The sequence below is a fragment of the Anaerosporobacter sp. genome (assembly GCF_965301125.1).
Genome location: NZ_CBDLAM010000015.1, coordinates 21,163 through 37,887, shown reverse-complemented (window position 1 = coordinate 37,887; position 16,725 = coordinate 21,163). Strand labels below are relative to the sequence as shown.

Genomic DNA, 16,725 nt, shown 5'->3' with positions numbered 1-16,725 from the left:
ACCGAGGTAATTTTTTTACTTTCAATATATTGAAAGTAAAAAAATTACCTCGGTTATTAGGTAGCGTAACACCATCTTTTTGCTTAGATGATTGTCTGGCTACTTACGCAGCAACAGTAGATGTTGAATATGAATTCGCATATATGGATGCATTGAGAACCGTTTACTCTTCAAATAAGAGTAAAGCAGTAGGCATAGGAAAAAGCATTGATTTTAATATATTGGTGGAAGAAAATTTAGCTAACTATGTAGGAATCAAAAGAGAAAAATTAAGTATGGATGCCAATGAAGGACTTAAACAAATTCAACAAGAATTTGATAGAAATGTCGCTTTTCAATTTACAATACTTGGATTTGAATGTCCATGGGATTGGAGGTACCAAGTAATCGAAGCAGGTGCTCATTCACTATATGTATCCAGGTGGGATGAAGAAAGACAAGAATTGGAGTGTGTGGATCCTTACTACGATAGACAGCAAGTATTTCTACCTTATGAAAACTATGTAAAAGGATTTCAGTATTTAACTAAGATAACATATGAACCATGTGAGAAGTATAATCCGGAGCAGGTATTGAAGGAAAAGTTACAGCATCTTCTGGAAGGTGGACAGATTGCAACGTTAAAAGAAATGGCAGAGGATATAAACGTAGACTTTAATTTAGAACTTGAAATTGATCAATATGATGAAAATGAGTTTTTTGATATGAATGAAATCCAAAATAGAATTCATATCAATTCAGCAATGAAGGAACTGTCTCATAACAGAGTACGATTCGCCGTCATGCTTAAAAAGTTAGCGAGGAAAGATTCTGATAAACGTGAGTCACTTGAGAAATTAGCAGATGATGCTTTATATCTAGCAGAGAAATGGGACTCTGTTAGAATGATGCTGATTAAGAAAGTATTTGCACGCAAGACCAGTAATATTGCGGAATATCTTTCTAAAAAGATGAAAGATGTGGTGGAACAAGAAGAGGCATATATACAAAAAGTGATTCGTGTGTTGGAAGGAAAGAAAAATAAATTGAAGGAAAGCGAAGTATCAACTAAGGGAGAAGATAAAGGCGAGATTCATTTTGCTAACCTTAAGGCATTTTTCAATAATGAAGGTATTGGACAGTATGGTTCAAAGACAGCAGATTTCAATAATAGTGGAGAGTATTTTATTAATGATAAATTTCCAAGTGGAAATAAGGTATTCTGTAAGGATACAGAATTTTCATTAGCACAGAAACAAGAAGGAAAAGCAGATAATATCGCTTGTTCAAAGCAAGTTATATCCATTGAACCTGGATACTATACTAAGATTTCTTTCTTAGGTTGTTCTGAGTGGGGGAATTATAAAGAGGATGTAGGAATCACCTATGAGGATGGAACAAGGGAAAGTTACCGAATTGAACTAAGTGATTGGATGCCAAATCTTGAATTTGGACAACCTCAAAATATTGCCTTTACTTCTGAAAAGGCAGTTGTTCTTATGAATGGTAAGTTAGTAGATACCGAGGAATGTAATATATATATTGCTCAGATACATACAAAAGTCAATAAGAGAATTGCCAATATTACATTACCAGAATGTATTAACATGCATATATTTGCAATTACATTAAAAGAGAGGGGCTAAGGGATTTATGAATAACAAAATTAGTGATTATGTTATAAAAAGCATTGTTAAGGTGAAAGCAGAACTATCCTTAGCAGACATTAGTTTGATGAGTTCATTTGAAGAGATGGGAATTGACTCCATTGAATTTGTGAAAATATTATTAGATTTAGAGGAAGAGTTTGATATAGAGTTTGAAGAAGAGTATATGCTTAGTACTACCTATAATAACGTAGAGGGTCTGGTTCAATATATTGAATCAGTAATTGAAAATGAATAATATCAAGGTGTTTTGTATTCCTTTTGCAGGAGGGTCTGCAGGATCATATTATTCGTGGAAAAAAAGATTGGCAGACTTGGGGTTTAATCTTTGCGCTGTTGAATTAAAGGGAAGGGGACAAAGATTTAGAGAGCCCTTGTATGATTCCTTTGAAGAAGCAGTAGAAGATATATTTGAACAAATTCAGATGAAAGTCAAGGAAGAACCATTCGTTATCTTTGGGCATAGTATGGGGGGAATGTTAGCATATGCTGTAGCTGAGAAAATAGTAAAAACAATGGGACATAGGAAGTTTGTTTTGGTGATATCGGGCGTAAATCCGCCACATGCAAGAGTAGAGCAAAATCTTCATAAATTAACTAAAGAAGATTTTATGATTCAAATGGAAAAGCTAGGGGGAATTCCAAAGGAAGTTTTGGATAATAAGGAATTATATGATATGTGTGCCCGCATTATGTTTTCTGATGTAAAGATGCTGGAACTTTATAAATTTCCTGAGAAACAGGAGCCGCTTCCAGTACCTTTTACTATATTATATGGAGAGAAAGATTCTGTTACCAATGAACGTATCATGGAATGGAAAAACTATAGCTCCATATCCTGTGAATCTTATAAATTTACAGGAGGTCATTTTTACATAATTGAGGAGACGTCTAAGGTATGTGCTTTAATAAGGAAAAGCTTTATCAAATTACCTTTATAAAAGACGTTAATCAACAAACTAAAAGAAGGGAAGAAAAGGCAATGAATGAAAAGAAAGAATTATGGTTTGATGCAAGAAAATTGAATGGGGAAGAAGAAAAAGTTTTACTACCATTGGCAACCAATAATGGATATGAAGCAGTTATGATTGGGGTAAAACAAAAGAATCTGATGAAAGCTATTCCAAAGCAAATTCGTGTACTTATATATTTGGAGGACAAAGAACAAGAAGAATTAAAAGGGATTTTGGCAGCAACTGACAGAAAGAATATTACGGTTTTTGCTGCAAATGAAAATGTTTTGAAAAACATCGATGGTGTAGAAAAAGGATTATTCCTAAGCGTAAATGACAGAGAATCTTTGGATAAGACAGTAGAGATGACACATCATTATTCCAATGTAATTATTGAATTCTTATCTTCTACTAATATTCCTTTGGAACTTGTGCTTGCATTTTCACAAAAGAATAAATGCCATGTCTGTAAGAAGGTAATTGCTGGAGAAGATGGTTGGATTGCATCAATGGTTATGGAGATGGGGAGCCACTCTGTACTATTAGAAACAAAGAATGCCAATGATATTGTGGAAATGAAAGAAAAAATGGATTCATTAAGTCAGCAAAAAATGGAGCTGAAAGAGTTAACTGTAATTGAAAGTCAACATATTGGCATGGGCGACAGAGTCTGTATCGATACGACATCCCAATTAAAAGAAAATGAGGGGATTATATTAGGATCTACTTCAACAGGTGGAATCCTTGTGAGTTCTGAAACACATTTCCTTCCATATATGGAATTACGTCCATTCCGCGTAAATGCAGGAGGATTACATATGTATGCATGGAACATGAATGATAAAACTGACTATTTATCAGAATTAAAAGGCGGAAGTCCTATGATGGCTGTTGATAGCGAAGGAAATATTCGAAGAGTAGCTGTTGGCAGAATTAAAATGGAAAGACGTCCTTTACTTTTGGTTCGTGCCAAAGATGATGCTGGTAATGAGGTAAACGTTGTATTACAAGATGATTGGCATGTACGTGTTATAGGACCAAAAGGAAAACCATTAAATTGTACAGAATTAAAAGCAGGGGATAAAGTGCTTGGTTACACTTGTGTTTCTGGGAGGCATGTAGGTATCAAAATAGATGAAAATATAATTGAGAAATAACAGAATTTGAAGAAGGGGATGTAGCGAAATGAACTTAGGAAAACAGAAAAGACTTAAGAGTTTGTTTAGAGAAGGTAGTGACAATACCATTATTGTACCAATTGACCATGGCATGACGATGGGGCCTATTTCAGGAATTGAAAATATAAAAGCCACAATAACTAAATTAGGACAACATAAAGTGGACGGTGTCATATTACATAAGGGTCTCATTAATGCATGTGAAAAAGAAATTGTTGATTCGAATCTTTCAGTTATCATGCATTTATCCGCAAGTACTAGCTTGGGGCAGACAAGTAATTACAAAGTTACGGTTGGTTCGGTGAAAGAAGCTCTGTCTTTTGGTTGTAATGCAGTTTCGATTCATCTTAATATTGGAAATGAATTTGAATCAGATATGTTCCGTGATGTCGCGAAAGTTGCAGAAGATTGTTACAAATATGGCATGCCTTTGTTAGCTATGATGTATGCAAGAGGAGCAGGAATTCGTGATGAACTTAGCGTTGATAAAATTAAGCATGTTGCGAGAATTGGAGCTGAGATTGGAGCTGATTTGATAAAAGTAAACTATTCTGAACATGGTGGGAATTTTAAAGAAGTGGTTGACGGTTGCCCAGTTCCTATTATTATTGCAGGAGGAGAGAAGTGTAATACGCAGGATGAATTCTTAGAAAGAGTAAGTTCTGCAATGAAAACTGGTATACGTGGAGTTTCTGTTGGAAGGAATATCTTCCAAGGGGATAACATGGATTACTTGATGTCTAACCTAGATGAAATTGTTCGACACGGTGTGAATTTTGAAGAGAATACCTCAAAGCGTCATGTAGGATAATAATGTTTATATTATATGGAGGTGGCATCTTCTTTAAAGAGCCACTTCCATATTTATAATTTTAGACTAGGAGGAGAGGAATCGGGAAAATGCGCGTATTCCTTGTAAGATATGATGAGAAAAAGTAACGTAGAAAAATGTTATTTTAATAAGATGCTAACTGAAAATATAGAAAAGCTATGTCAAGAAACAAATACTACTATAGATATGGTTGTGTTGTCAGCACTTATGGTGGTAAATGTAAAACATACAAAACAGGATACAGTTACTGCGAAAGTAATTGAAAATGATAGAGAATTTCATTATGTAAAAGGATGTCCACAAGAGAATATTAGTTATGAACAGTTCCTTATTAAATTAAAACCGGAAGAGAATGTCGTTTTAAATGACAGTGAAAAAATAGATTTTAATCTTTATATGCAATCAGAAATGTTAGAAAACCAACTAAAATTAGGTGATGGCATTTCTATAAAGATGACAAAAGCCAATGAGCAGTGGAACATGGAATGGTTTTATTCGCTAGAGTATTATCAAGCTGAAGAAGTATACTATTTTATAAAGCATGTTCTGCTATTTTTAGAAAATATCTTTAAGGAGAGAACAAAACTTCTAAAGGATGTTTTAATATTATCAGAAGAAGAAAAAACGTTAGTTTTACATAATTTTAATCAAACTTATACGGAATATAACAGAGATGAGACTGTAATTGATCTTTTTGAAAAACAAGCAGAGAAGTATCCTAATAACACTGCATTGATTTTTAAGAATCAGACAGTAACTTATCTAGAAATGAATGAAAAAGTCAATGGTTTGGCATTATATCTAAGAAAAATGGGAGTTAAGCCAAACGACTTTGTTATGATACGTGCAGAACGAAGCATTGAACTGATACTGGCTATCTATGGTGTGTTAAAAGCTGGAGGTGCGTACATTTCAGTTACATCGTCGTTCCCTGAAGAACGCGTTAATTATATGATTCAGGATTGTAAACCAAAATGTATCCTTACATATGGACAGGAAACTATAGAGACAACTGGAAATAGTGAAATTCCAGTAGTAGATCTTGCTGATCCTACGATTTATGAAGGTGGTAAAAACAATCCTGTACGAGTTACTAAGATGGAAGATATCTGTTATGTTATCTATACGTCAGGAACCACTGGAAAACCAAAGGGAGTAATGATTAAGCATCAAGGACTTCGCAACCTGGCTGCCTCTTATTATGATATCTTCAGGCTTACTGAAAGAGATGTGGTTTTACAGTTTTCAAGCACTTCTTTCGATCTATCAGTTTCTGATATTTTTTCAATTGTAACTAGTGGTGCAGCCTTGTGTATACTTCCAGAGGAATATGTTAGAGATATAGAAAAACTGGAGGAATATATGGATGAGAAAGGGGTTACTACTGCATCTTTAACTCCTATGTTAGTCAAAGAACTTCATTCAGAAAAATTGACAAAGCTGCGTATTCTAGATTGTGGTGGTGAGGCTGGTAATCTAGAGGTGTTGACCCATTGGGCGAAATGTCGAAGAGTACTTAATATCTATGGACCAACAGAAACTACAGTTAATGCTACAGCTTTTGAGGTTTATAAAGATACAAAAAAACTCTACATAGGTAAACCAATCGCTAATACTCAAGCATATATTCTAAATGGAGAACAGTTATGTGGAATTGGCGTTCTTGGTGAACTTTGCATCGCTGGTGAAAGTGTAGGTATTGGATATTTAAACAGTCCAGACCTTACAAAAGAGAAGTTTGTTAAGAATCCATTTGGTGAAGGCAAACTATATCATACAGGTGATCTTACTTGCTGGACAGCAGATGGAAACATTGATTTCAGAGGAAGAATTGATGAACAGGTTAAAGTACGAGGTTTTCGTATCGAACTTGAAGATATCGCAACTGTTATAAGAAAGTCAGATAAGGTAACAGATGCTGCGGTCATTATCAGAGAGACAAAGAGTGGAGATAAGGAAATCTGTGCTTATATTGTTTCTGAGGACGAGATTGACAGGAAGGAACTTCAAGAGGAGATTGCAAAAGAGTTGCCATCATATATGCTTCCTGCCTATATGATGCAGATTGACCAATTGCCAGTTACCCAGAATGGTAAATTGGATAAAAAAGCGCTTCCAGATATTACAGGTGCCCGTATGGAGAATTATGTTGCACCTGTGACAGATTCAGAAAAAGCATTATGTGAAATATATGAAGAAATATTGGAAATAGACAAAGTTGGTAGCAACGACAGCTTTTTTGATTTGGGTGGTCACAGCCTTAAGGCAACATATCTGAAAAACATGATTGGAGAAAGACTTGGTAAAACCATTGAGTTAAAGGATATCTTCAAGTGTCCTATCATACGCCAATTAGCTGAGATTTTAGATGGGTTAGATAGCGATGAGGAAAGGGATATACAAAGAATCGAGGAACAAGACTGGTATGATACTTCTCCTGCTCAAAAGAGAATGTATATTTCTCAAAGTATGGATAAGGATGCCATTGCCTATAACATTCCGATCATTCTTGAAGTCCATGGAGAAGTTGAAAAGGAAAGATTAAGACAAGCATTTCTTTGTCTGATCAGAAGACATGAAACTTTAAGAACGATATTTTTTGAAAAGGATGGTACTATTTATCAAAAAATCTATCGACCAGATGAGATTTCTTTTATTCTTGAAGAGATTCATGTAAATACAAAAGAGGAATTAGAGAAGAAGTTTGTGGAGTTTGTAAAGCCATTTGATCTTACCAAAGATATTCCTATTCGTGGGCAATTAGTACGTATGGGTGAAAAGACGTACCTGTTTATGGATGTCCATCATATTAATTCTGATGCAACTTCAAGCAGTATCATCCAGGACGAACTATGTCTATTCTATGAAGGAAAAAATCTAGAAAATCTAGAAGTGCAATATAAAGATTATATTGCATGGGAGGAAAAGAATGAAGGTAGTCAAAAGAAGAAAGATGCAAAGGCTTATTGGCTAGATCAATTTAAAGGAGAACTTCACTTAGAATCACTTCCAACAGATTTTAAAAGAGGTAAGAGAAATGATTTTGACGGAAAAGAATATGTGGTATGCCTAGAAGGGGATAACTTATCGAGACTTCGTGACATATGTAAGAGCCAGAATGTTACGTTGTTTTCACTAATGATGTCAGCCTATAGCGTGCTTCTTGGCCGTTTGTTGAATTCTGATGATGTTACTGTTGGAATTCCAGTTAACAACCGTAATCATAGTAAGTTAGAGCAAATGGTAGGAATGTTTTTGAATACCATTGCCTTAAGAGTAGAGATTAGGGAAGAAGAATCCTTTGCAAAGTTTATGGATTATGTGAATACACAGATCATTAACGGAATGTCCTATCAGTCCTTCCAATTCGAAGAGTTAATTGATCAATTAAAGATTCCAAGGGAAAGTAACCGTACACCGTTATTTGATACAATCATGAATTTTGTTAGCGATGCTGTTGCTGGTACAGAGTATCGTGAAGGAAGTATTCAATTGGTTGAAGATGATTCAGGGCTTGTTCAAGCAAAGTATGATATAACTTGGTATATTAACGATTTTGGAGACAAGCTAGAAGTACGTTGTAACTATAAGACAGGATTGTTTAAGGAAAGTACGATTGATTATATTGTAGGGCAGTATATCAGTATATTGAATCAGGTAGGAAGTGATTACAACCACCCTGTTGGAAAAATCCATTTATTTGAAAGAAGTCAAAAAAGACAGGATAATCCTGTTCAGATTGAAAAACCACATGAGCCATTTGTATATGAAACGGGAATAAGTCTTGTTTCTTGTTTGGAAGAAGTAGCTGAGCGTTATAAGGATTGTAAAGCTCTTATGCTTAATGGAGAAATTCTTACCTATGCGAAGATGCAACAAAAGACCGATTTTATCTCAGCCCAGTTAAGAAGGGCAGGTATTAAGAAGGGGGATAAGGTAAGTCTTTTATGTGGACATAATGGCAATATGATTCTTGCCATGGTGGGTGTATTGAAAGCTGGCGGAACATTTGTACCGTTACAGGCGGACTATCCTAAGGAACGTCTATCCTATATCATTCAGGATACAGACAGTAAGGTACTTCTTGTTGATAAGGAAAATCATAAGGTAGCCAGAGAGCTAAAAAATACACTTACCAATATGCAAGTACTTGAAATTACAGGAGAAAGTATAGAAGAAAGTACTTTCTTGCAAGAAGAACTACAAAAAACTGAGTCGGTACATGATGCGAAGCAAATAGCTTATATTATGTATACTTCAGGCTCTACTGGTAATCCAAAGGGCGTAATTCAAAGCTGTGATTCCATTCTAGCATTTATGGCAGATTACATCAATGAGCTGAAACTCGATTCTTCTGACCGTATGGTATTGGTATCAGCCTGCAATCATGCAACAGGTATTATTGATATATTCAGTACTTTGTTAAGTGGTGGATGTCTTTACCCTTATGATCTGAAAAATGATACAGGTATTAAGGGACTACTTAAGGTAATCAATGAGGAACGCATTACCGTATTCCATGCAGTACCTAGTGTATATCGTTATTTAATAAAAGAAAAAGAAGTATCTGAGAAAACAGATTTACGAGTGATTGTACTTGGAGGAGAAAGTCTGCAAAAATCGGATGTAGAGAACTATCGAATGCATTTTAATGATGATTGTTATTTCATCAACTTGTTTGGTTCCTCTGAAGTTCTTATTGCTACTTCCTATGTCATGGACAAACAGACTGAATTAATCAAAGACACCGTTCCTATTGGTTATGTGGTACCTCAAGTAGAAAGCTATATTATAGGCGAAGATAGCAGAGTTAAGGGCGTATATGGAACTGGAGAAATTGTTTATCAAAGTGATTACCTTGCAAGAGGTTACTATAATATGGAGCAGCAGACGAATAAAGTATTCCGTATTAACCCTGTTACAGGAAAAGGAATGGTATATTATAGCGGTGATTTAGGTAAGATAATGCCTGATGGACGTCTTGTATATATGGGTAGAAAAGATCATCAGATTAAAATCCGTGGATACCGAATTGAAATGGATGAAATTGAAGCTGTTATGAATCAAGTTGCAGATATTAGTCAGGGTGTAGTTAAAGTATTCCAAAGAGATAATGGTGAAAACTATCTGGTAGGATACTATACAGGAGTAGGCGAAACAGAGGAATTGGAACAGAAAGTTCGTACTGCATTAAGAGAAAAATTACCTGATTATATGATACCATCTTGTTTCTTACGTTTAGAGAAGATGCCTTTAACTTCTAATTCCAAAATTGATTGGAAGGCACTACCTAAGGTTGAATTCATGCAATCGAATACTAAAACAGGAGGGTTACCTGCTAATGAAACAGAGCAGATAATCTGTGATTTGTATCAGCAAGTTCTTGAAATTGATGCAGTTGGTACCCATGATAATTTCTTTGACTTAGGTGGTCATAGTTTGAAAGCTATGGTTCTTAAGAATAAATTATATGAATCCTTTGGAAAGACAGTAGAATTACGTGATATCTTTGAATACCCATCAGTTGCTGAGTTATCAAAGCGAATGGAGCAATCAAAAATTCAAGAAGAGGATGAGATAAGACAGGTACCAGAACAAGCATATTATAAGACTTCTTCTGCACAAAAGAGAATGTATGCAGCTCAGAGTATGGATATCATGTCTGTAACATATAACAATCCTGTTATATTTGAGATTAATGGTAAAGCTCAAGCAGACAAGTTAGAACAGGCATGTCAGTTATTACTTGAACGTCACGAAACCTTAAGAACTACATTTGTGGAGAAAGACGGGGAAGTATTCCAGATAGTACATAAAGCAGAAGATATTTCGTTTGCATTAGTTGTTAAGGAGACATTTGATAAAGTCACTGAAGCGCAGCTCTTTGAGGAATTTGTTAAACCATTTAATTTAACAGAGGAAATTCCATTCCGTGTTTGGCTAGTGCAAAATGGAAAAAAGCAAAAACTGTTTTTAGATGTCCATCATATTAACTGCGATGTTACGTCTATTATGCTGTTAATGAAAGAACTTGGAATGCTATATAATCAGAAGACATTACAGCCTCTTAACATACAGTATAAAGATTATGCTCAGTGGGAACAAGAAAACAGGGAAAGCAAGCGTTTTGAGAAGGCTAAAAATTATTGGCTTAAACAATTCGAAGGCTATCATACTACGGCAGAACTTCCAACGGATTATCGTAGAATGGTGGATGTTGACAATGCTGGTGAAGAACTAACAATAAGTTTTACAAAGGAGTTGTTAGAGAAATTAAGAGCTCGTTGTAGTGAAGATAAAGTAACTTTGTTTGCATTTATGCTTGCAGCTTATAATGTCTTGTTATCAAGAATGACTGGCAGTAAAGATGTTATTGTAGGAGTTCCGCTGAATAACAGGGAGCGTAAAGAATTAGAAACCATTTCAGGTATGTTTTTAAATACCCTTGCCATTCGTGAGCAGGTGGACTATACAGATCAATTTACAACTTTGCTTTTTGAAGTAAACAAGAAAATTTCAGATGGTATGGCAAATCAATCGTATCAGTTTGAGGATTTGATTGAGGCGTTGAATCTTGTTAGGGTAAAGAACAGAACACCGCTTTTTGACACCGTTATGAATTTTGTAAACGACGCTGCTATGGATCAGGATAAGGTGGAGAATGGTATCTATTTTAAAGAAGAGCCAACACCGATAGTAATGGCAAAATACGATATTACTTGGTATGTATATGATTTTGGCGATAAGGTAGAGCTGACTTGTAATTATAAGAGCTCATTATTTAAGAAGAACACAATGGAATATATTCTAAAGGAATACATTCAGTTATTGGAACAACTAGCAAATAACAGTCATAAAGTGATAAATCAGTATTCGTTATTTGAGAAAAATGAAGTAGTTTCTAAGAAAAACCAAGTAATAATTGCAAAGGATCATATTTCACTGAGAAGAACAGAAGGAGTAGGACTTGTACAAGCTTTAGAAAGTGTTGTAGAGGCGAATAGAGAAAAACCAGCGTTAAAGATGGAGCAAGAAACTCTTACCTATGAAGTAATGAATGAGAGGGCCAATGCAATTGCTTCTGTGATTACCAAAAACACCAGAGTAGGGCTTCTATGCGGTCATAGCACTAGTATGATTCTTGCCATGATTGGTGTATTGAAGGCTGGAGGAACCTTTGTTCCATTAGATGTGGACTATCCTAAAGAACGTTTGGTTTATATACTCGAAGATACAGATGTAGAGTGTTTGATCGTTGATCAAGAAAACGAAGCATTGGGATTGCAATTGCAAGAAAAAATATCCAACTTACACGTATATATAGTTGATAAGGAACAAGTAGCAACCAATCCCAAAATCCAGGTTCCAGGTGAGTGTCCTGCTTATATTATGTATACTTCTGGTTCTACTGGAAGGCCAAAAGGAGTTATTCAGACATACGACAACATATTATCCTTCATGATTGGCTATATTAATGAGTTAAAACTTGATAATAAGGATAAGATGCTTTTGGTATCTGCATGTAATCATGCAACTGGTATTATTGATATCTTCAGTACCCTTCTTAGTGGGGGATGCCTATATCCTTATGATATTAAGAAAGGCAGTGGAGTCAAAGGATTACTTTCCCTTGTGCAAAAGGAAGAGATTACTGTATTCCATGCTGTTCCTAGTGTGTATCGATATATGTTAAGGGAAAAGTCAGTAACGGATAAGACAACTCTTCGAGTTATTGTACTTGGCGGAGAGAGTCTTCAAAAGATGGATGTTGAGAATTATAGAAAACATTTTGACAAAGAATGTTACTTGGTTAATTTGTTCGGTTCTTCTGAAGTGTTGATTGCCACTTCCTATGTCATGGATCAAGATACAGAGTTAGCGGGAGAAACGGTACCTATAGGATATCTGGTGCCAGAGGTATCTTGCCATATACTTAGTGAAGAGGGAGAGGAACAAGGTATTTACGGAGCTGGTGAAATTGTCTATGAAAGCAAATATCTATCAAAGGGGTATTTTAATATGCCTGAGCAAACCAATATGGTATTCAGGCAAGGAGAAGATAGCTGCTTGCTATATTACAGTGGTGACTTAGGTATGTTAATGCCAGACGGCAGATTAGAATATCTAGGACGAAAAGACCATCAGATTAAAATTCGCGGTTACCGTATTGAACTAGATGAAATTGAAGCTATTATGAATCAAGTGGTTGGAATAGGGCAAGCTGTAGTCAAAGCCTATCAATTAAAAGGCGGTGAGAATTATCTTGCAGCGTATTATACAAAAGATAGGGAAGAATCCAATAATGTAAAACAGGACCTAAGACAAGTAATTAAAGAACAGTTACCATCTTATATGATGCCTGCTTGTTTCATAGAGATCGAAAGAATGCCACTTACATCCAATGCTAAAGTAGACTATCAGGCCTTAGAAGAACCAAACATAGAAGAAATTCTTACAACTGAGTTCGAAAAACCAATTACTCCAATGGAAGAAAAACTTTGCCACTTATATGAAGAAGTTTTAGAAGTAGATAAAGTTGGACGTAGTGATAGTTTCTTTGATTTAGGAGGTCACAGTTTAAGAGCCATGACCTTGAAAAATCGCATCGCAGAAGAGATGAAAAAAGAGGTTACCTTAAAAGAGATTTTCTCACAACCAACTGTAGCAGAACTTGCCGTACTTTTGGAAGAAAAAGAGGCAAAACACAGTATCATTACAAAAGTAGAGAAAAAGGAACGATACGAAGTCAGCAGGGCGCAGCTTCGAACTTATGCAGCACATAGTATGCATAAGAATGATGTGGCTTATAATATTCCAGTGATATTAGAATTATCAACAATTGTTGATAGAAGGCGTTTAGAAGAAGCAATTAATAAACTTATAAAACGTCATGAGACATTACGTACGGTATTTGTGGAAGAGGAAGGTAAGGTTTATCAGGTGGTTAAAGACGCATCAGAGGTACCTTTTGTTCTAGATGAAATTACCGTAGATAATGAAGAAGAAAGAAATCATACATTTAAAGAGTTTGTACGTCCTTTTGATTTGGCACATGAAATCTGTCTTCGAGCTGTTTTGGTGAATTATAAGAATTCACAGGAATTGTTCCTTGATCTTCATCATATTAATGGAGATGCTTCTTCTATAGTGATTTTGCAGCAGGATTTAATTTCCTTATATGAAGGAAAAGAACTAGAGCCATTAACAATCCAATATAAAGATTATGCTGTTTGGGAGAACAATTATAAAACAGAGGCTGCATATAAAGATGCGGAAAAATACTGGTGTAGTAAGTTTGAAGGAGAACTCCAGGTACATGAGCTTCCTTTGGATCATCAAAGAAGCAATGTAGAGGATATGGAAGGTGGAGAATACATTGTAACCATTGAAGGAGATCTGTTGGAACGCTTGAGAATCACTTGTAAGTCAAATAAAGTTACTATGTTTGCTGTTGTACTTACTGCTTATGATATGCTTTTATCAAAACTTATGAATTCCTCAGATGTGATTGTAGGAATCCCAGTTAATAACAGAGAACAGCCTGCATTGGAACAGATGATTGGCCAGTTCTTGAATACCATCGCTATCCGAACTATGGTTACAGGCAAGGAACCTTTTGAAAATCTATTACAGAAGGTAAATGAAGCTATTATAGATGGAATGAACTATCAGTATTATTCCTTTGAAGATTTGTTGGAGATATTACATATTGACAGAGAAAGTGGACGTACGCCATTGTTTGACACCGTTATGAACTTTGTGAGTCAGACAAAGAAACAGGATATAGGCGAGTTTTCTATGGAACTAATGAAGCCAGAGGAAGCCAGTGCTAAGTATGATATGACTTGGTATGTGTATGATTTTGGAGATCAGTTAGAAATCACTTGCAACTATAAGCTTAATTTGTTTAAGGAATCGACTATATCATATATTACAGGTCAATTTATAGATTTATTAGAGCAAATTGGACAAAACGACAAACTCATGGTTAACCAGTATATGATGTTTGAAGTACCAGATAAGGTTGGAACAAATCCAGTAGTTATTCAGAAAGAACATAAACCGTTTACATCAAATGGATTGGGACTTATTAGGTGTCTGGAACAAAGAGTAGATGAATTTAAGAATCTGCCAGCATTGAAGATGAACTCAGAAATCATAACTTATGAAGAGATGAATGAGCGTGCCAATGCCATTGCAAATAAGATTGAGAAGGGGCAGAGAGTTAGTATTCTATGTGGCCATAACAGCAATATGATTATTGCAATGTTAGGTGTATTAAAAGCATCAGCAACCTTCGTACCATTAGATGTTATGTATCCTGTTGATAGGCTTTCTTATATTCTTTCGGATACGCAGTCAAGATATCTTTTGGTGGAGCCAGATTGTATGAATCACTCATTGATTGAGGAAATCAATGAGAAGATTGAAGTTATTGAAATCGGTGTAGATAAAAATAAGGAAAATCCAGCAGAAGAGGCGGACCAAGATCAGGCAGCATATATTATGTATACTTCTGGATCTACAGGTAAACCTAAAGGTGTCATTCAAACCTATGAGAACATCTTAGCATTTATGACGGGCTATATTAATGAGCTGAAACTAGATGAGAAAGATCGCATGTTATTAGTATCTGCATGTAATCATGCAACTGGAATCATAGATATCTTCAGTACTTTATTAAGTGGCGGTTGCATATATCCATATGATATTAAGAAAGGTACTGGTGTAAAGGGAATCGTACCAGTTCTTAGGGAAGAAAAGATTACAATATTCCATGCAGTACCAAGTGTATACAGGTATATGATTCGTGAAAAAGAGGAACAGGAGAAGACAGACCTTAGAGTCATCGTTCTGGGAGGCGAAAGTCTTCAAAAATCTGATGTCATCAATTATCACAAACACTTTAGACCCGATTGTTATTTTGTCAACTTATTAGGATCTTCAGAAGTACTGATTGCCACTTCTTACGTTATGGATCAGCAGACTAGATTAGATGGAGAGACAGTTCCAGTAGGTTATCCAGTTCCAAACGTTACATGCTTTATAGCTGGGGAGGACAAAGAGCGTAAAGGAATCTATGGAATAGGTGAAATCCTTTATGAAAGTAGATATCTTGCCAAAGGATATTGGAACAATGAAGTCCAGACCAAGACAGCATTCGGAGTAAATCCTGCTACTGGAGACGAAAGGGTTTACTATAGTGGAGATCTAGGAATGCTGAAGCCAGATGGAAGCCTTGAATATCTGGGACGAAAGGATAATCAGATAAAAATCCGTGGATACCGTATTGAGCTCGATGAAATCGAAGCAGTTATGAATCAGGTAGAAGGAATTGGTCAAGGTGTAATTAAAGCCTATAAGAAAGAAAACAAGGAACCATACCTAGCAGCATATTATACGAAGGAGAATGACAATATCGTCAATCTCAAGGAACAAATACAAAAGGCTATTAAGGAAAAGCTTCCAAGCTACATGATGCCTGCTTGTTTTATTGAACTTGATGTAATGCCGTTATCCTCCAATGCAAAAGTAGACAAAAGAGCATTACAGGAACCAGATTTAAGTACCTTTATAGATGAAGACAAAGTAGAAGCACAGACAAAAGATCAACTTTTACTTTGTAAGATGTTTGAGGAAGTTCTATCAGTGACTAATATAGGAATTAAGGATAGTTTCTTTGATCTGGGTGGTCATAGCTTAAAGGCTATGGAGTTAAAGAATAAAATCAGTGAACAACTTAACAAGAATGTAGAACTGAAAGAAATCTTTGATAATCCAACGGTAGAGAAACTAGCGAACCTATTAGATCAAAAAGAAATAGAAGAGACAGAAGCAATTATAGCAGTAGATAAGCAAGAATATTACGAAGTATCCTCTTCACAGAAGAGAATGTATTTGGCTCAAATCGTAGAAGAGGATTCTACAGCCTATAATAATCCAAAAATCTATGAAATCAAGGGAGATGTAAATAAAGATGATATTACACAGATATATCTAAAACTACTTAAAAGGCATGAAGCTTTACGAACTGGCTTTGAGATACGAGAAGAACAGATTAAGCAGAAAGTATACAATGTGGAAGATATTGATTTTCATGTTGAAGAATATGATTG

Annotated in this window: 6 protein-coding genes; all 6 read left to right on the top strand. The window is 35.4% G+C overall.

Translation table 11 applies throughout. From position 1 onward, the window contains the following. On the top strand, window positions 1-1,625 hold a 1,625-nt coding region (locus ACW2QF_RS03020; protein WP_455714516.1), incomplete at its 5' end, for a hypothetical protein. A gap of 7 nt (window positions 1,626-1,632) precedes the next feature. Then, window positions 1,633-1,884: a phosphopantetheine-binding protein gene (locus ACW2QF_RS03015; RefSeq protein ID WP_455714515.1), complete on the top strand. Its 252-nt coding sequence runs from the start codon at window positions 1,633-1,635 to the stop codon at window positions 1,882-1,884. Next, a complete protein-coding gene (locus tag ACW2QF_RS03010; RefSeq protein WP_455714514.1) occupies window positions 1,877-2,587 on the top strand; it encodes a thioesterase II family protein in 711 nt (236 codons plus the stop codon). Before ACW2QF_RS03015 ends, ACW2QF_RS03010 begins: the two co-directional genes overlap by 8 nt. After that, a complete protein-coding gene (locus ACW2QF_RS03005) occupies window positions 2,545-3,756 on the top strand; it encodes a 3-dehydroquinate synthase II (protein WP_455714513.1) in 1,212 nt (403 codons plus the stop codon). The genes ACW2QF_RS03010 and ACW2QF_RS03005 overlap by 43 nt, the downstream gene beginning before the upstream one ends. 28 nt (window positions 3,757-3,784) lie before the next feature. Beyond that, entirely contained in the window at window positions 3,785-4,588 is an 804-nt protein-coding gene (locus ACW2QF_RS03000; protein WP_455714512.1) for a class I fructose-bisphosphate aldolase, read from the top strand. 114 nt (window positions 4,589-4,702) lie between these two features. After that, window positions 4,703-16,725 (top strand): amino acid adenylation domain-containing protein (locus ACW2QF_RS02995; protein WP_455714511.1); only part of this gene is annotated, 12,023 nt, incomplete at its 3' end.